We start from the raw sequence: 17,223 nt of genomic DNA on the forward strand, positions 1-17,223 counted from the left end.
AAAGGAGGTTTATTATGAAGCAACATCATATTCCTTTTTTAATAGGAGCATTTATTTTTATTGGATTAATTCTACAAACTTTCATTCAATTAACAGAGTACGGTTGGCCTGCACAATCAGAAGCATTGTTATTTATAGGGCTTTCTGCGGCGATTTATTTTGGTGCTACAGTTTTATATCAAAAAGGGCTAAGAAAAGCGAGCCTTTTACTAATTGGTGCTGTTGGTATTGTCGGATTAATCTTCGTATTTGTTGGTCCGAGTTTATATGGTGGACACGTATAAAAAAATGCCCCGAAAGTAACGGGGCATTTTTTTTAGTTAGTCATTGGTAGTAAGTAAGTAACGATGAACCAAATAATACCGAAGAAAATAACTAAATATGCAGTGTATTTTATGAAAGTAGAAGCTACTAACCCTCTATCTTCTTTTGTCTCATTACGTTCCACTCTTACATCTTTCTCTTCCATGATTCATTCTCCCTTCAAAATGCTTTCTTAGCATTTAAATACCCTTATTTTCTTTTTAAAAACATTCCGTCTTATTTTATTAAAATAAAAGTTGGGAAAGTCGAGGGAGAAAACAAGGAATAATTCACGAATTCTGTCATTGATTTTCCCAACTAGGACTTTATGTTTATTTATAGATAAAGAGTTTATAATATACTTAAGATTGTATTTAGTATATTAATATAAAATATAAACTTAAAAACTTTTAATATAGTAGGAGTTACATATGAGAGAACGAATGCACATCATCACTCCACTTGTATTTTTATTAGTGGGGAGCTTATGGTTAATAGCGACAGATTATTTTTTATATATGTTAGCTCAAACTCAACTAGTAGAAATGGTTAACTTTCTTGATTTTATTAAAGGATGGGTATTTGTTGGTGGAGCAGCAATCCTGCTATTTTTTATGATGAAAAAACAAAACGCATTTAATGATATGCAGGAACGAGAGCAAGAGTTATCTACGTTAATTAACTCCATGCCAGATTTTGTTTGCTTTAAGGATGGAGAGGGGCGTTGGATCCGAGCGAATGATTACGGATTATCGTTATATGAATTAGATAAAGTGGATTATGTCGGCAAGAAAGATAACGAGTTAGCAACGTACACTCCATATTTCAAGGAAGCATTTGAGTATTGTGCAAAGACGGATGAACAAACATGGCGATCCAAAAAGTTAACGAGAAGTGAAGAATCCTTTTTGTTACCTTCAGGAGAAAGAAAATCATTTGATGTTATTAAAGTGCCTTTATACCACAAAAATGGAGATAGAAAGGCACTAGTTGCAATAGGAAGAGATATTTCTGTTTTAAAAGAAGCGGAACAAATGATGTTAAAGAAGGAAAAGTTATCTGTAGTAGGAGAGTTATCTGCTGGTATAGCTCATGAAATTAGAAACCCGCTAACAGCAATAAGAGGATTTATACAATTACTAGATGAAACAGACAAGCCAAATAAAGAACATGTGAAATTAGTCTTAAGTGAAGTGGATAGAATTAACCAAATTGTAAGTGAGATGTTAGTTTTATCTAAACCACAAAGTAGAGAGATGAAGTATTTTAATTTTAAAAAAGCATTACATTATTGTTTAAATATCGTAAGTTATGAGGCTTCTTTATACAATATTGTAGTTAAAGTAGCGGAACCAGAAGTGGAACCTATCGTGTATGGTGATGAAAATGGTATTAAACAAGCACTTATTAATATTATGAAAAATGCAATGGAAGCAATGTCAGATAGTGGTGAACTGCATATACATTACTCTATTGTTGATGAAATGTTAGTAGTAAATATTAGAGATACCGGTATTGGTATACCGAAAGAGATGATTAAGCGACTAGGTGAACCTTTCTTAACTTCAAAAGAGAAAGGAATGGGTCTAGGGCTAAATGTAACGAAAAAAATTATTGAGTCACATGAGGGGGAATTACATTTCGAAAGTGAAGAAGGAAAAGGTACACACGTAACGCTTAAATTAAAAGTGGATTTAGATTAATCTTTTACTAGAAAATGTGCGTTTGCTAGAAGATAAAAGGCCAAGCATATTGTCACAAGATACATACTATATTGTGTGCAGTTTCCTTCTCCTTTCGCACATTTTGACAGAAACTATAGTTTCTGTCTTTTTTTTTGGACAAATAGACGGAAAAGCTTTATTTGGAAAATAGTAGAATAGTTGTGTTGGAATCGGTCACTCCTTTTGGTACGATAAAACAGAACATATGTTCTTTGTGGAGGGATGTTTATGAATGACTGGTTAATTCAATTAATAATTTTGTTGCTTGATGTTCATTTTAATAAGCTAGAAACTTTAAAAACGTTTGAAACCATATTGCTACTCATAAGTTTACTGTTGTTTATAAGTATTTTTTCGATTAACCAAAAAATTGATCTATTAGTTGCTAAAGCAGAAAGGAAAGGGGGTATAACTAGAAGGCGAGGAAAAATAAAAAGGTAAGGAGTAAGCGCATGAAAATATATGATTGTATTGGGGTTGGGATTGGTCCTTTTAATCTAGGTTTAGCATCTTTATTGGCTGGACAAGATACTGTTTCATCTATCTTTTTTGACAAAGAAGACAGTTTTGAGTGGCATCCTGGTATGTTAATCGAACAATCTGACCTTCAAGTACCATTTATAGCTGATTTAGTTTCGTTCGCTGATCCAACAAGCCCGTATAGTTTTTTAAATTATTTGCATAAAACTAATAGATTGTATGCATTTTATTATTACCGTCGTTTTGACATTCCGAGAAGAGAGTATAATCGTTATGCGAAATGGGTGGTGAACCAATTGGATAATTGCCACTTTGGCCATAGTGTCGTTGGTTTAAACTACAAAAAACTCGAAGAAGAAAATGTGTATGAAGTAATAATAAAGCATACAAATTCTAATGAAGAAAGAGTGTATAAGGCTAGACATATTGTGCTTGGGACGGGAAGCGTGCCGTTTATCCCAGATAGTTTGAGAGAAAGTATCAATAAAAATGTTTTTCATACTTCCGACTATTTGACATATGAAAAAGAATTGAAACAATCAAACTCTATTCTAGTTGTAGGTTCTGGACAGAGTGCCGCAGAGATATTTTATGAATTACTGCGTGACCAAACAAAATATAATTATTCTATTAAATGGGTAACAAGAGCCTTCAACTTCTTGCAAATAGACAGTGGTAAACTTAGTCAAGAATTGTTTTCCCCTGATTATGTGAATTACTTTACAGCGCTAGAATATGACACAAGAAGGGAAGCATTAGAGAATCTCCATCTGTTACGAAACGGTGTAGACCCAGAGACATTAAGAAAAATATATGATCTTTTATACAACCGATCGGTTGATGGAAAAGATGAAAAAATAATGATCCAACCACTATCGGAAGTGAAAAATATAAAGGAATTAGACGGTGAGATATCAGTAGACTGTTATCAATGGCAAGCAAAAAAAACCTTCAACTTGAAAGTGGATAAAGTAATCTTAGCGACTGGATATAAACCAGAAATTCCTTCATGGATATGGAACCAAAAAGATAAAATAGAATGGGAAAGCGAAAATGAATTTAAAGTAGATTCTAATTTTCGAATAAAGTTTAAAGATAATAGAGATAACCATTTTTATACTTTAACGAATATAGAGCATAGTCACGGCACTGGTGCAACGAACTTAAGTTTATCTGTCATGCGAAATCAATTAATAATAAATGATATCGCCCAAAAAGAAATATACCCAGTACAAATGAACACAATCTTTCAGCAGTTTTTACCCGAATAAATTAGAAAGTTATTAACAAGTAGTTTTGTAAAAGGTTGTTTTATTGCTTACTTTTGATTTTTATTTAATTTCCGTGCGAGGCGGAGACTCCTGCGGGAGAAGCGGGGAGCAGAAGACCCAACAGGCGCTTGCGCCGAGGAGTAGATTTTTTCACGACAGTGAAAAAAAAACCTTCCTTTTTACCGCCTGCGGAAAGCGAAGACTTGCACGGAAATCAACAGCGGTCTTTATCAGAGCATTGCAAAAAAAAAATTGCAAAACTACTTGAAAAATAATGAAGAACTTTGTAGAATAATAGTGCGGAAGTTTTCAAAACATTTTGATAAAAAGGAGTGATTAAATTTCCAATCTAAAATAATTTAAAGAAGGTGGTTTAGTGAACATTGAAAAACAATGTGAACAGCTTATCCAAACAGCTTTTCAGCTTAAGGTTAGCGACATTCACATCGTACCGATGGAACATGATGCAAAAATATCTTTTCGAATGGATCACCAGCTGTATAACCAAAAAAGAATCCCACTACCAGTTTATGAGAGAATCATTACACACTTAAAATTTAAAGCTGCTATGGATATAGGTGAGCAGCGAAAACCTCAAAATGGACACATGACATTAAAAGTAAACGATACAATAGTAAACTTACGTTTATCAACTCTTCCTACTATTTACAACGAAAGTTTAGTCATACGAATACTCCCACACGACAAAGTTTCACCTTTAAAAAACTTATCCTTATTTCCTACAACAACTAAAAGACTTCTATCATTATTAAGCCATTCACACGGACTTATATTATTCACAGGGCCTACAGGCAGCGGTAAAACAACGACTGTATATTCTCTACTTGAAGCTAGTAAGCAACTATTTCAAAGGAACATTATCTCGCTAGAAGACCCCGTAGAGAGAAGAAGCGAAGATGTGTTGCAAGTTCAGGTGAATGAAAAAGCTGGAATAACATATTCATCGGGCTTAAAGGCGATTTTACGACATGACCCTGATGTGATTTTAGTGGGAGAAATACGTGATGAAGAAACAGCTCGAATTGCAATTAGAGCGGCACTCACTGGCCACTTAGTATTATCCACTTTACATGCCAGAAATACAAAAGGAGCCATTCATCGATTGTTAGAATTAAAGGTTCCAATCGAAGAGTTACAACAAACGTTAATAGCTGTTTCTGCTCAAAGATTAGTAGAGCTAAAATGCTTATTTTGTGAACAGGAATGCACGGCTCTTTGTAGGAAATATCGTAAAAAAAGAATGGCTACGGTCTTTGAATTGTTAAATGGAAGAAAACTCAATGATGTATTTGAGAATATTAAAGGATACGGAGATCAAGTTTCTATCTACACCATTAAAGATGAAATTAAGAAAGGTATCGCCCTAGGTTATCTACAACCTAAAGAGCTAGAAAGATGGGGTCTTGTTGAAAAATAAGGGCTGGCCAATATCAAAACAAGAAGAATTTTCACGTAAAGTGGGAGAATTATATGCAAACGGATATACGATTGTAGAAGCGATAAATTTAGTAAGTTTACATTATACTGAAGCAGATAAAAAAGACACATACAATATGATGGAACTATTGAAAGAAGGACATAGTTTTAATGAAGTTTTACAAAGGTTCCATTTTCATGAAGATGTGTTGTCTTTACTTTATTTCTCTCAAAAACATGGTGATTTAAGTAATGCATTAATTAAAAGTAGTACACTACTGAAACGCAGAAGAAAACTAAAACAAAAATTAATAGATATTCTTCGATATCCCATTCTTTTAATGTTAATCGTTTTCATTATGTTATTTTTTATGAATTGGGTACTAGTACCTCAATTTGTTACATTGTTTGAACAGATGAGAGTAAATCAATCATGGTTTATACAACTAACATTAAAAATTTTAACGGCAGCACCAACCTTCATAACTTTTTTCTTCATTCTAATACTATGTTTATTCCTTTTCTTCCACCTATCTTGGAGGACACTTCCAATATCAAAAAAAATTCAACTATTGTTAAAAACACCATTTATAAGAAGCTATTTCATCGACTATCAAACGTATTTTTTTGCTGAGCAAACGAGTTCTTTATTACATGCAGGATTAAGTATTAAAGAATGTTTGCACGTATTTGAAAATCAACAACATCACGCACTATTAAATTTGCTTGCAAAACAAGTGAAAAGTGAGCTTGTTGCTGGTAAAAAGTTTGAAGAGATTGTGTTGTCTGTGCCTTATTTAAATAATAGTCTGTCAACAGTAGTCATCCATGGACAAAAAAACGGTAAACTTCCGCAACAATTATTAGATTACAGTGAGTCTTTATTACATGTACAACAAAATAAATTAGAAACATATCTAAAGAGGTTACAACCAATATTGTTAATGTTTGTAGGCTTGTTCATTATGTTTCTTTACGTAAGTATTTTTATTCCAATGCTTCAATTAATGGGAGGATTATAGGTGAAAAAAATGTTATTACAAGAAAAAGGATTTACTTTGGTAGAAATGCTAATTGTTATGCTTGTTATTACTATCCTATTGTTAGTTATGTTACCGAATGCAACGAAAAATACTTCTGTTATCGGTACAAAGGGATGTGATGCATTTATAAAAATGGTCGAGTCACAAGTGCAAACTTACAGATTAGATAAAAGGGAAAATCCGACTAGTTTACAAGACTTAAATCATGAAGATTACTTAAAGGAGCACTTTAACAAAAATAACAATACGTTACGCTGTCCAGGAGGAGAAGAATTAACACTTGATGGTGATAAAGTTATCCCAATCAACACACCTCCTTCTAATAATGATTAAGGTTATGACAAAGTATGATGAAAGTGAAAAAGGATTTACGTTAATCGAATCATTATTAGTTTTGTCTATTGTTTCTATACTTTTATCTTTATCGTTTATAAAGTTCTCTCCTGTTATGGAGAAGAAGGTAATACCTCAATTTTTTGAGCAACTTACTAATGATGTACTCTACGCTCAACAGTACGCGATGAGTTCAAAAAGTAGTGTAAACCTTGTGTTTTCTTCTAGTACTAAACAATACTATATCCAGGTACCAACTGAAAATAGAATTTTACTTCGTAGAGAATTTAATCATCACATAGATATTAATACGAGGGTTGCAAGCAGTATTGTCCGATTCAATGCTGTTGGAAACATAATGAATCCAGGTACGTATGGAATAAGTTATAAATCGGAAGAACAATTTTTACTCGTTTTTCAATTAGGGTATGGGAAGTTTTATGTGGAAGAAGTGTGATGGTTTTACTTTATTAGAGACGATATCGGCATTGTTTGTTTGGGTAATGATTGCAACTATCATTTTTCCAAGTCTCTTAACCGTAATTGTGGAGAGGAAAAATATTAAGTTAGAAAGGGAAGCCCGATTTCTTTTACAAGACAAGGTGCAAGTGATGAGGGAGGACGCAGTCTATGAAGAAATGGAGGTGAAGAATGAAGGGATATTTTTTACTTTTATTATTATGAACGAGGATCCATATTCGAAAGTATGTGTGAGTTATAACGATTATAAGAATAGAAAACGGGAAAAGTGTGAACTATTGTATGTGGGAAAAAAGTAAAAATAGTAATGCATTTACATTATTAGAAGTGTTAATCAGTTTAACTGTTGTATTATTAATCACCTCTTTTTTACCGTTAATATTAAAAACGGTTTATCATGTTACTTTTGAAACGAAAGGGATACATCTGTTAGAGCTTGATGTGTTATCTCAAAAGGTACAGTATGAAGCAAGGCATGGACAAGGACTATCGGTTAGTAGTAGGCAACTTACAATTAGGAAAGAAGATGGCCGACATATAACATTTGAGCTTTATCAAGACAAAATTAGAAGGCGAGTAGGTGGAACAGGGCATGTAATTGTACTACAACGTGTGAAAACTTTTGAAGTACAAGCACAGCCATATGGTGCCCTATTAACTATAGTAGGGTTAGATAATATGACATATTCTATCCCTATTTATTCAATTCTCTTAAAAGGACCAAAAGAATGAGAGTGATAAAAAATGAAAAAGGGTACATTTTAGTAATAACGATGGCCTTTTCCCTATTTTTGTCTGCATTACTTCTTCATCATATTGAACTATACACAATTGAAAAACAATTTACTTCTGAAGTAAACGAAGTTTATGTATTGGAAAATATGGTGACTGTATGTTTGGATGAGGTAATATCAGATTTAATGGAAAAAAACATACAACCTTCCAATATGCAAAGAGCCTTTCCGTCTGGTAATGTTAATATAACAGTGACAGGAAATGAGCCAAATCTTACAGTGAAGTTGTATGCTCTTACTAACCTAGGAAGGAAATATGAAGTGGTTATTGAGGTTAATATAGTAACAAAAGAAATTGTATCATGGAGAGAAATATAGTTGTTACGTGAGTCCGTTTCATAAAGTATGACTACTATACGAAAAACGAATAATAGCATCTATTCTGTATTACACCTTAATAAACGAACATATTGTTTTGTAAATCACTAAAATATTCGTTTTTCATTAAACGAACCGTAATTATGAAATTTATTCACGTAAAATGGATATTTTAGGGGCGCATTAATATGTGCTCCTATTAGTAAAGGGGGAAGAAAGGTGAACGCAATATACTTAACTGGATTTATGGGAGCTGGAAAAACAACAATAGGAAAATTATTAAGTAAAAAATTGCAACTAAATGTAATTGATTCAGACCAACACATTGAAGAACAATGTGGCAAAAAAATATCACAAATTTTTAACGAGCATGGCGAATCATTTTTCCGTGAACTCGAAGCAAACGTGTTAAAAACATTACCTACAGAAAACATCATTGTTACAACAGGTGGGGGAATTGTTACAAATAACACCAATGTAGAGTGGATGAAAGCAACAGGAACAGTTATTTATTTACATACCGAATTTAGTGAGTTGATGAAAAGACTTAGAGGAGATAGTACACGGCCTCTATTGCAACAGAAATCACATGAGGAATTAAAAAACTTATTTGCTGAGAGATTGCCAAAATACAATAAAGCAGACATAATCATTCATACAAGTAATAAGACAGTGTCGGAGATTGTGGAAGAAGTTTTGTTTAAGATTGAACAATGATTTATTGGCCAAACTATAAAGAGAAATAGCGTATAGGTTGGTGATAAATATGAAAACAAACGATTATGTAAAGTATGTAACGGAACAACTTGTTAATTATATGGATAAACCTAAGGAAGTACGAAAAGAATTAAAAACGCAAAGAAAGTTAGAACGAGATCCTATGGTCAATCAACTTTTTGGTGTTATACCACTTAGTATTATGCTTTTTGTAAAAAACAGAAAAAATAAAAAGAAAATATAGAAAATTATGTTAAAATGAGTATAAGAACATTAGCGGATAGGATGGGCTTATACTTATGGATGATAAAAAGAAAAAGGAAATATACTGTGAACATTGCTCGGGGGTTATAAAAGACAAATACGATCTTATAGTAGGGGTTAATTTTTTTACTCCAATAGCCATTCACAATGACTGTTTTTTAAGAAGTATTAATGGATCACGAGGGTTATTTTTAGCAGATCAACCATTGAACGGCTTTTGGTCTAATGTGTTTGCTGTATTTGTAATAGCTTTCTTTGCTATTGGATTAATTTTGTTTTCCTTTGGACATTTAACTGATTTTTGGTACTTCATTTTTATACCAATTATAACGATCGTTTATCGATTAATGTCCTATCTTAATTTTGAAAGACACTTATAGAATTGTTACGCCAAAATTGTTGTATAGATGAATAAAGTATGATACTATTTTGCTGAAGTTAATTTATTATTTTGTGCAAGTGCTTTCAATAATATAAAAATATTACGTGTTACTGATACGATCAGGCATGAGTAATAAAGTGTAGGTTGGTGTATACTCACCACTATATTTATTTACTCATGCCTTTTTTATGATTACAAAAAGTAAGTACGGGAAAGTAACTTGTATAACGGTTGAAGTTTATTTCGATTTTCTTCAATAATGTAAGACGTTTTGAAGAAAACTAACGAAGCAACCAATAAACAAACAATAACAATTTAAATAGAAGGAGTTTGATTAAACATGGTAGAAAAAACATTTAAAGTAACAGCAGATTCAGGTATTCACGCTCGTCCAGCAACACAATTAGTACAATCAGCAGGGAAATTTGACGCAGAAGTAAACTTAGAATATAACGGTAAGTCGGTTAACTTAAAGTCAATTATGGGTGTAATGTCACTAGGAATTCCTCAAGGCGCTGAAATCAAAATTATTGCCGATGGATCTGATGAGGCGGATGCAATTGCTGCTCTTGAAAACACGTTAAAAACAGAAGGATTAGCAGAGTAATGTCTAAAAAGCTACAAGGTATTGCCGCTTCAAGTGGCTTTGCAATTGCAAAAGCATATCGACTTGAAAATCCAGAACTTACTGTGAAAAAAACAAGCATTGAGCAAGTGGAGGAAGAAATAAGTCGTTTTCATGCAGCAATCGATGTTTCCAAAGCGGAGTTAAAAAAAATTAAAGACCATGCTCATAAAGAATTAGGTCAAGATAAAGCAGACATTTTTGCAGCCCATTTATTAGTGTTGAGTGACCCAGAATTAATTAACCCTATTGTCGAAAAAGTAAAAAGCGAAAAAATTAACGCTGAATATGCATTAGAAGAGACAGCGAACATGTTCATCTCTATGTTCGAGTCAATGGACAACGAATACATGAAAGAGCGTGCAGCAGATATTCGTGATGTGACAAAACGTGTTCTTGCACATCTATTAGGAGTACACTTGTCTAATCCAAGTTTAATCTCTGAAGAAGTAGTAATAATAGCAGAAGATTTAACTCCTTCTGATACTGCTCAGTTAAATCGCCAGTATGTTAAAGGGTTTACTACCGATATTGGTGGACGCACTTCACACTCTGCGATTATGGCTCGTTCGATGGAAATACCAGCAGTTGTTGGAACGAAAGAAATCACAGAACAAGTACAAAACGGAACGATGATTATTGTCGATGGTATTGAAGGAATAATTATTATTGACCCAACCCAAGAAGAAATAGCAGAATATGAACAAAAACAACAAAAATACGATGCTCAAAAGAAAGAGTGGGCTAAGTTAGTAGCAGAGCCAACTGTTTCAGCTGATGGACAACATGTAGAGCTAGCTGCCAATATCGGTACTCCGAATGATGTAAAAGGCGTACTTGCTAATGGCGGCGAAGGCGTTGGTCTATATCGTACAGAATTTTTATATATGGGTAGAACAGAATTACCTTCTGAGGAAGAGCAGTTCCAATCCTATAAAGAAGTTTTAGAAAAAATGGAAGGTAAGCCAGTTGTTGTTCGTACGTTAGATATTGGTGGAGACAAAGAACTGCCGTATTTAAACCTTCCGAAAGAAATGAATCCGTTCTTAGGATACCGTGCTATCCGTTTATGCTTAGAGGAACAAAGTATTTTCCGTACTCAACTACGTGCATTATTAAGAGCAAGTACGTTTGGTAACTTGAAAATTATGTTCCCAATGATTGCAACGTTAGATGAGTTCCGTCAAGCAAAAGCGATTCTTTTAGAAGAAAAAGCAAAGTTAAAAGCTGAAAATGTTTCGGTATCTGATGAAATTGAAATTGGTATCATGGTGGAAATTCCATCTACTGCTGTATTGGCAGATATTTTTGCTAAAGAAGTAGACTTTTTCAGTATCGGAACAAACGACTTAATTCAGTATACGATGGCTGCAGATAGAATGAACGAAAGAGTTTCTTATCTGTATCAACCATACAACCCAGCAATTTTACGTTTAATTGATAATGTAATCCAAGCAGCTCATAAAGAAGGGAAATGGGCTGGAATGTGTGGCGAGATGGCTGGCGATTCAATCGCAATACCAATTCTACTAGGTTTAGGATTAGATGAATTTAGTATGAGTGCAACGAGTATTTTACCAGCACGCAGTCAAATCAAAAACATTTCGAAAGAAGAAGCGGCTTCTTTCCGCGAAACCTTACTTTCAATGGGTACAGTATATGAAGTAATGGAGTTTGTGAAAGAGAAATTTAATTTATAGTTTTTTTATGAAACTAACTAGATGGTCATCACTGACTGTTTATGTTAGTTTTTTTTATTTAAATAAACCAATAAAGAAGAGGTTGAGACAAAAAGGCCGATGAAGTTTTCATCTGGCATTAAAGATTGGTTGTAGTTGAACTTCATAAGTCCGATGAATTTATTTGTAGAGAGTGCTTAAAGATAAAACTTTTGTTCCATCAATAAGTAAAGGCCCGCAAGAACAAAAAATGTTCCTACAGGCCGAGGCCTCTTTCATATAATTCACTGGGTTTTGTCCCAGCCTCTGTTGGTTATTCATCTTCTACAATGATTCTTATCGTCATAGCAGCATGACCTGCCCCGCATAACACGCTGCATCGACCTTCATACTCACCAGCAGCATTAAATGTAAATACTTCAGGCTTACGCTCTGTTAGTCTAAAGTTAATTCCTTGAAATTGGATACCATGTGATACAGAGTTGCTACTTTCTAAATGAAATCGTATTGTTTCACCTTTCGTTACTGTAATTTCTGCAGGTTCAAAAACATAGTCTGAAACATCAGGTCCAGTTTTTCCTATAATCGTAATCTCTCTATCTACATGTATATTTTCCTCTTTAGAAGTATCATTTCCACCACATCCGGCAAGGATGATGATAATGGCCGTAATAACGAATAAACTTAAATGTTTTTTCATTTCATGCACTCCTTTCCCGTGATAATTATATCTATTTTTGAATTAAATGTCGATATTAAGAGTATATTTTGTTCTTAAAAAAGAATATAAAACTAGTTATTTTTATTATTATCTTGTATAATCGTTCTTAATTAAGAACCGAATGTATATGAAGAAGGTGGGATTTGTTTTGAGCGTTTCCATATTATTTAAAGCTATTCTACTATTAAATGTATTAGATACAATTGCCACTTTTATAGGATTGCATTTAGGTTTAATTACGGAAGCCAACCCTTTTATGGCTTTTTTATATGAAACAGAGCCGGTTCTCTTTGTTTTTGTAAAGCTCCTGTTATCTTTATGCTTATTATTATTTATTTTACTAAAAAAAGTACCAACTTCTAATCTTGTTAAAGTTTTAAGTGTACTCGCTTTAATTTCCTATTCTTCTGTTTCTTTGTTACATTTAACGTGGATTACTGCTTTGATAATATAAAAAACTAAGCAGTCGCTCCATGAACGTTGCTTAGTTTTTTTAACGATTTAATTGTTAAACTTACTCATAAACGAGGGGGTCATGTAGAATAATCCGCCGTTAATAATGTCTACTATAATCTTTGGCTCATATTGTTCTTGTAGTGCTTTTTTCTCCGTTTCGTAAGTTTCCGGTAATTCTTCTTCTTCTAAATCTTCGTAAAAATGATTGAGTAAATTTAAATCCTGTTGCCAACGTTTCTTCGCTTCCTCTGCCCAGGTATGGTCTTCACTTGCGATAAACCCTCTAACATAATGTTCAAGGCGAGATAAACCACTTTGAGGTTTTATGATAGGTGACATCGTAAAACACATATCAGGAATTTTCGGTGTTAAAGGTAGTTGCTTCAGTTTTTCATGGAATCTTTCGACAATAACACCACTAATTAAGTGAATTCCTAGAGACATTAAAATATCTTTCTTACGATCACATTTATAGGAAACTTTTATATTAACATTTAACCACGGATGAAGCGGCGTACTAGCTTGTTGTCTAGGTAATGCACTAGTCTGTTCGTAAAGTCTAATAAAACTACCAATTCGTTTCGTTGATTCGAATATTTGATGCAACCTAGGAGAGCCAAAATGAATAATGTCTCCTTTCAAATCATCTGGTGCAACATTTTGATTCGTGATTAACGTTAATTTCATTGGATTTGCAACGCCACCAGTCTTTTCTAAGTAATGCCAGTAGAAAGGGCGATTCATTAGTTCCTTATCCATATCAATCGTTAGCTGAACGGATAAGTGACTAGCTGTATTTCCTTCGATTGCACAATCATTTGCAATGAAATAACGCTCGAGAAACTTATGAATTTCCTGCGGCTGCACGCTCGTCACCATCCTTTCTCATTTGATCAGCGAATTCAATTACGGAAGTTAAGTTCTCCATTTTAATTCTCATCTCTCCATCAGAACGAGAATGTACCAATATATCTTCTAATTGATCTTCAAAGTCCTTCATTTCAAGTCTTGTTAAAATGTCATCTAGTTCTCCAATTACACGTTCAAACAATTTAATTTTCTCATAAAGTAGTTTTAATATATGTTCTTCCACTGTATTGCTTGTTGCGAAGTTATATATATTAACATCCTTCTCTTGACCTAAACGATGAATTCTTCCTATACGTTGTTCTAAGCGCATTGGATTCCATGGTAAATCATAATTGATTATGTGGTTGCAAAACTGTAAGTTAATTCCTTCCCCACCAGCTTCCGTTGCAATTAAAACTTGTACATGATTTTTAAATAGCTCTTTCATCCAATCTTTTTTCCCACGCTTAAATCCTCCACGAAACGGAACAGAGGATATGCTATTTTGTTTCAAAAACCATTGTAAAAACATTTGAGTAGCGCGATACTCAGTGAAAATAATTACTTTATCATCTATCTCTTTAATAAGTTCTAACGCTTTTTTTGCTTTAGAATTTTCTGCTACTGCATCGATTTTCTTCAGAATGTTATTCATAATTGGAGGAGCTACATACGATGGGTCCTCTTTTTGTTTTCTTTCTATCATGTTTTTAATGGTAAAATAAACGGCTTCTCTACTACTACAAGCCTCACGTTGAAGAGTCATAATAGAAAACTGACTTGTGTTTGGTACAGATGGATCGTTTCTTAAACTGCATATCGTATTATATAAATCCTGCTCTTGCTCATTAAACTCGATGTAACACGATGTAACGTGTCTTTTGGGCCAGTCAATACCGGTGTCTCCACGACGGTTTCGGATCATTACTTTATTCACTAACTCTTTTAAAAACTCATCGTTCTCGAGTTTTCGTTCTTTCGCTTGAAAAAGTTCTGCGAAGTGACTTTCACTTCCTAAGTGTCCAGGTTTCAATAAAGAGACAAGGTTGAAAATTTCTTCCACTCTATTTTGAATAGGTGTAGCTGTTAATAATAAGCAAAACTTCTTTTTTAAGTTTTGAACAAATTCATAGTTTTTAGTTTTATTATTTTTCAATTTATGTGCTTCATCAATAATGACCATATCGTATTCTAAGTTATAAATAATATCTCGATGTGGATTTCGCTTTGCTGTATCAATAGAAGAAACAACCACATCACATTGCTCCCATACATATGCTTTCTTTTGTGCAATAGCAGGGATAAAGAACTTTTGATTTAACTCAATCGCCCATTGCGAAACTAACGAAGCGGGTACAAGGATTAATACTTTTTTTACTAACCCTCGAATCATATATTCTTTTAAAACAAGGCCAGCTTCAATCGTTTTTCCTAAACCAACTTCGTCTGCTAAAATAGCTTTTCCGTTCATTTCTTCCACTACTGTTTTTGCTACTTCAAGCTGATGTGGAAGCGGCGTTAAGTTTGGAAGGTGATTAGGTGCTTGTAAGCCTTCAAATTCTTTAATGGATAAATGATTTTCTACTTCTAAAGCTAATCGAAATAGCTCATAGTTTGTCCAGGGCCCATCATCTTCCACACGTTTCAAAAATTCAGTTTGCCATTCTGCTGGAAATGAAACATCTAAATCCATTATGAGCATCCTTTCTTTACATACTAAATATGGAGATTGCCGAAATAATATGACTTTACATAAAGGGAACGTTTTCAATTGGATAAAAATAGGACTGTCTATAGGTAAACACGAACATTAACGTCAATAAAAATGTTTTCGTTAACTGTTTATGTATTGCTTTTTTTTTACTAGTAGTGGTAGGATAATAGTGAACTAATATTAAGTTTCTTTTAAGATACTTATTGGATAGTATGTCTAAAATTTGACAATATATTCTAATCGTATTTCTAACAGAATACAGCGAATGAAAGCATGGGGAGAGAATGCAATTTAGCATCGCCGAAGGAGCAAACAAGACTATGTGAATCTCTCAGGCAAAAAGACTCTTGCTGGACGCATCTCTGGAGAGCGTTCTGAAATCGTTTTGACGATCTTTAGGACCACCAACGGGGAAAGCCTTATATCAAGGTAAACTTTCAGGTGCCAGGACAGAGAAGCCCTTTACGATGAAGGGGTTTCTCTGTCCTTTTTAGCATTTATTTACTATTTTAAGGGAGGCAACAATTGTGTCTGAATTAAGCAGAACACCTTTATTTGAAGTGTACAAAGATTATGGTGCGAAAACGATTGATTTCGGTGGCTGGGACTTGCCAGTACAATTCTCAAGTATTAAAGAGGAACACGAAGCAGTTCGTACTAAAGCTGGATTATTTGATGTTTCACACATGGGCGAAATTACAGTAAAAGGTCCAGAAAGCCTTCCTTATTTACAAAAAATGATGACAAATGACGTATCCACGTTAAAAGATGGCTCTGCACAATACACAGCAATGTGCTACCCAGATGGTGGAACAGTGGATGATCTTTTAGTATATAAAAAACAAGACAATGATTACTTATTAGTGGTGAACGCAGCTAACATTGAAAAAGACTATGCATGGTTAAAAGAAAACGTAACAGAAGATGTAGAGGTGATAAACATCTCTAATGACGTAGCTCAACTTGCTCTTCAAGGCCCACTTGCAGAAGAAACATTACAAAAATTAACTTCAACAGACCTTTCATCGATTAAATTTTTTAAATTTATCGATAATGTAGAAGTTGCAGGGTTGAATACATTAGTTTCACGTACGGGTTATACAGGGGAAGATGGATTTGAAATCTATTGCCAACCGGAAGATGCTGCAAAGCTTTGGGTAGCCATTTTAGATGCTGGGAAAGACATAGGCGTCCTACCCATCGGACTTGGTGCGCGTGATACACTTCGTTTTGAAGCGAAACTAGCATTATATGGCCAAGAATTATCAAAAGATATTACACCTATTGAAGCAGGAATTGGCTTTGCGGTGAAAACGAATAAAGAAGAAGACTTTATTGGAAAAGAAGTACTAAAAGACCAAAAAGAAAACGGAGCACCTCGTAAACTAGTTGGAATTGAAATGATCGATAAAGGAATTCCGCGTTACGGGTATGAAGTTTTTGTTGGAGACGAAAAAGTTGGGGAAGTTACAACTGGTACGCAATCACCAACATTAAAGAAAAATGTAGGGCTTGTACTAATCAAATCTGAGTTTACAGCTGTTGACACGGAAGTAGAAGTACAAATTCGTCAAAAACGTTTAAAAGCAAAAGTTGTCGCAACACCATTTTATAAGCGTCCTAAAAACTAAAG

At 33.8% G+C, this 17,223-nt stretch carries 22 protein-coding genes and 2 riboswitches; of the genes, 18 read left to right on the forward strand and 4 right to left on the reverse strand.

Translation table 11 applies throughout. From position 1 onward, the window contains the following. Nucleotides 1–14 precede the first annotated feature (14 nt). A complete protein-coding gene (locus CDZ92_RS02760; protein ID WP_096153427.1) occupies nt 15–284 on the forward strand; it encodes a hypothetical protein in 270 nt (89 codons plus the stop codon). Nucleotides 285–316: 32 nt separating this feature from the next. On the opposite strand, the gene CDZ92_RS19810 is transcribed toward CDZ92_RS02760, so the two are convergent. After that, nucleotides 317–469 (reverse strand): hypothetical protein, encoded by a 153-nt coding sequence (locus CDZ92_RS19810; protein ID WP_176483696.1) that lies wholly within the window; start codon nt 467–469, stop codon nt 317–319. Between the two features lie 265 nt (nt 470–734). Between CDZ92_RS19810 and CDZ92_RS02765 the strand changes: the two genes are divergently transcribed. From CDZ92_RS02765 to ptsP, 15 genes are all read left to right on the forward strand, one after another. Continuing rightward, nucleotides 735–2,006 (forward strand): ATP-binding protein, encoded by a 1,272-nt coding sequence (locus CDZ92_RS02765; protein ID WP_227521454.1) that lies wholly within the window; start codon nt 735–737, stop codon nt 2,004–2,006. Nucleotides 2,007–2,255: 249 nt separating this feature from the next. Next, complete coding sequence (locus CDZ92_RS02770; protein ID WP_096153428.1) at nt 2,256–2,468, forward strand: hypothetical protein; 213 nt, start codon at nt 2,256–2,258, stop codon at nt 2,466–2,468. 11 nt (nt 2,469–2,479) lie between these two features. Further along, complete coding sequence (locus tag CDZ92_RS02775; protein WP_096153429.1) at nt 2,480–3,778, forward strand: lysine N(6)-hydroxylase/L-ornithine N(5)-oxygenase family protein; 1,299 nt, start codon at nt 2,480–2,482, stop codon at nt 3,776–3,778. 376 nt (nt 3,779–4,154) lie between these two features. Next, entirely contained in the window at nt 4,155–5,216 is a 1,062-nt protein-coding gene (comGA, locus tag CDZ92_RS02780; RefSeq protein WP_096153430.1) for a competence type IV pilus ATPase ComGA, read from the forward strand. After that, nucleotides 5,203–6,237: a competence type IV pilus assembly protein ComGB gene (gene comGB, locus CDZ92_RS02785; protein ID WP_096153431.1), complete on the forward strand. Its 1,035-nt coding sequence runs from the start codon at nt 5,203–5,205 to the stop codon at nt 6,235–6,237. The genes comGA and comGB overlap by 14 nt, the downstream gene beginning before the upstream one ends. 9 nt (nt 6,238–6,246) lie before the next feature. Then, nucleotides 6,247–6,591, forward strand: coding sequence for a competence type IV pilus major pilin ComGC (gene comGC, locus CDZ92_RS02790; RefSeq protein WP_096156888.1), 345 nt, complete (start codon nt 6,247–6,249; stop codon nt 6,589–6,591). A gap of 4 nt (nt 6,592–6,595) precedes the next feature. Then, nucleotides 6,596–7,048 carry a competence type IV pilus minor pilin ComGD gene (comGD, locus tag CDZ92_RS02795; protein ID WP_176483697.1) on the forward strand — a complete coding sequence of 151 codons (453 nt, stop codon included), beginning with the start codon at nt 6,596–6,598 and terminating at the stop codon, nt 7,046–7,048. Beyond that, nucleotides 7,032–7,370, forward strand: a complete 339-nt coding sequence (locus CDZ92_RS02800; protein WP_096153433.1) for a type II secretion system protein — start codon at nt 7,032–7,034, stop codon at nt 7,368–7,370. The genes comGD and CDZ92_RS02800 overlap by 17 nt, the downstream gene beginning before the upstream one ends. Next, complete coding sequence (gene comGF, locus CDZ92_RS02805; protein ID WP_096153434.1) at nt 7,354–7,803, forward strand: competence type IV pilus minor pilin ComGF; 450 nt, start codon at nt 7,354–7,356, stop codon at nt 7,801–7,803. Before CDZ92_RS02800 ends, comGF begins: the two co-directional genes overlap by 17 nt. Further along, entirely contained in the window at nt 7,800–8,183 is a 384-nt protein-coding gene (gene comGG, locus CDZ92_RS02810) for a competence type IV pilus minor pilin ComGG (RefSeq protein ID WP_096153435.1), read from the forward strand. The genes comGF and comGG overlap by 4 nt, the downstream gene beginning before the upstream one ends. Before the next feature lie 219 nt (nt 8,184–8,402). Beyond that, complete coding sequence (locus tag CDZ92_RS02815; RefSeq protein ID WP_096153436.1) at nt 8,403–8,900, forward strand: shikimate kinase; 498 nt, start codon at nt 8,403–8,405, stop codon at nt 8,898–8,900. Between the two features lie 49 nt (nt 8,901–8,949). Then, the gene (locus CDZ92_RS02820; RefSeq protein ID WP_096153437.1) at nt 8,950–9,144 is read left to right on the forward strand and encodes a YqzE family protein; all 195 of its coding nucleotides are present in this window, start codon (nt 8,950–8,952) and stop codon (nt 9,142–9,144) included. Nucleotides 9,145–9,199: 55 nt separating this feature from the next. Beyond that, a complete protein-coding gene (locus CDZ92_RS02825; RefSeq protein WP_096153438.1) occupies nt 9,200–9,544 on the forward strand; it encodes a hypothetical protein in 345 nt (114 codons plus the stop codon). 342 nt (nt 9,545–9,886) lie between these two features. Beyond that, nucleotides 9,887–10,153 (forward strand): phosphocarrier protein HPr, encoded by a 267-nt coding sequence (locus tag CDZ92_RS02830; protein ID WP_096153439.1) that lies wholly within the window; start codon nt 9,887–9,889, stop codon nt 10,151–10,153. Next, nucleotides 10,153–11,871, forward strand: coding sequence for a phosphoenolpyruvate--protein phosphotransferase (gene ptsP, locus CDZ92_RS02835; protein WP_096153440.1), 1,719 nt, complete (start codon nt 10,153–10,155; stop codon nt 11,869–11,871). Before CDZ92_RS02830 ends, ptsP begins: the two co-directional genes overlap by 1 nt. Before the next feature lie 292 nt (nt 11,872–12,163). Here ptsP and CDZ92_RS02840 read toward each other — a convergent pair whose 3' ends face one another. Next, entirely contained in the window at nt 12,164–12,550 is a 387-nt protein-coding gene (locus CDZ92_RS02840; RefSeq protein ID WP_096153441.1) for a hypothetical protein, read from the reverse strand. Between the two features lie 169 nt (nt 12,551–12,719). Here CDZ92_RS02840 and CDZ92_RS02845 point away from each other — a divergent pair, with 169 nt between their 5' ends. Beyond that, nucleotides 12,720–13,025, forward strand: a complete 306-nt coding sequence (locus CDZ92_RS02845; protein ID WP_096153442.1) for a DUF5658 family protein — start codon at nt 12,720–12,722, stop codon at nt 13,023–13,025. Nucleotides 13,026–13,072: 47 nt separating this feature from the next. Here the strand turns inward: CDZ92_RS02845 and CDZ92_RS02850 are convergent, their stop codons facing one another. After that, nucleotides 13,073–13,894: a YqhG family protein gene (locus CDZ92_RS02850; RefSeq protein ID WP_096153443.1), complete on the reverse strand. Its 822-nt coding sequence runs from the start codon at nt 13,892–13,894 to the stop codon at nt 13,073–13,075. Then, nucleotides 13,872–15,569, reverse strand: coding sequence for a DEAD/DEAH box helicase (locus CDZ92_RS02855; protein WP_096153444.1), 1,698 nt, complete (start codon nt 15,567–15,569; stop codon nt 13,872–13,874). Before CDZ92_RS02855 ends, CDZ92_RS02850 begins: the two co-directional genes overlap by 23 nt. A 286-nt stretch (nt 15,570–15,855) precedes the next feature. Beyond that, nucleotides 15,856–15,947: riboswitch (glycine riboswitch) on the forward strand. After that, nucleotides 15,948–16,048: riboswitch (glycine riboswitch) on the forward strand. Between the two features lie 69 nt (nt 16,049–16,117). Between CDZ92_RS02855 and gcvT the strand changes: the two genes are divergently transcribed. Further along, nucleotides 16,118–17,221, forward strand: a complete 1,104-nt coding sequence (gene gcvT, locus CDZ92_RS02860) for a glycine cleavage system aminomethyltransferase GcvT (RefSeq protein ID WP_096153445.1) — start codon at nt 16,118–16,120, stop codon at nt 17,219–17,221. Nucleotides 17,222–17,223 lie beyond the last annotated feature (2 nt).

Origin of the sequence: Bacillus sp. FJAT-45066 (assembly GCF_002335755.1) — a bacterium.
Classification (GTDB): Bacteria; Bacillota; Bacilli; order Bacillales; family Bacillaceae_I; genus Bacillus_CD; species Bacillus_CD alkalisoli.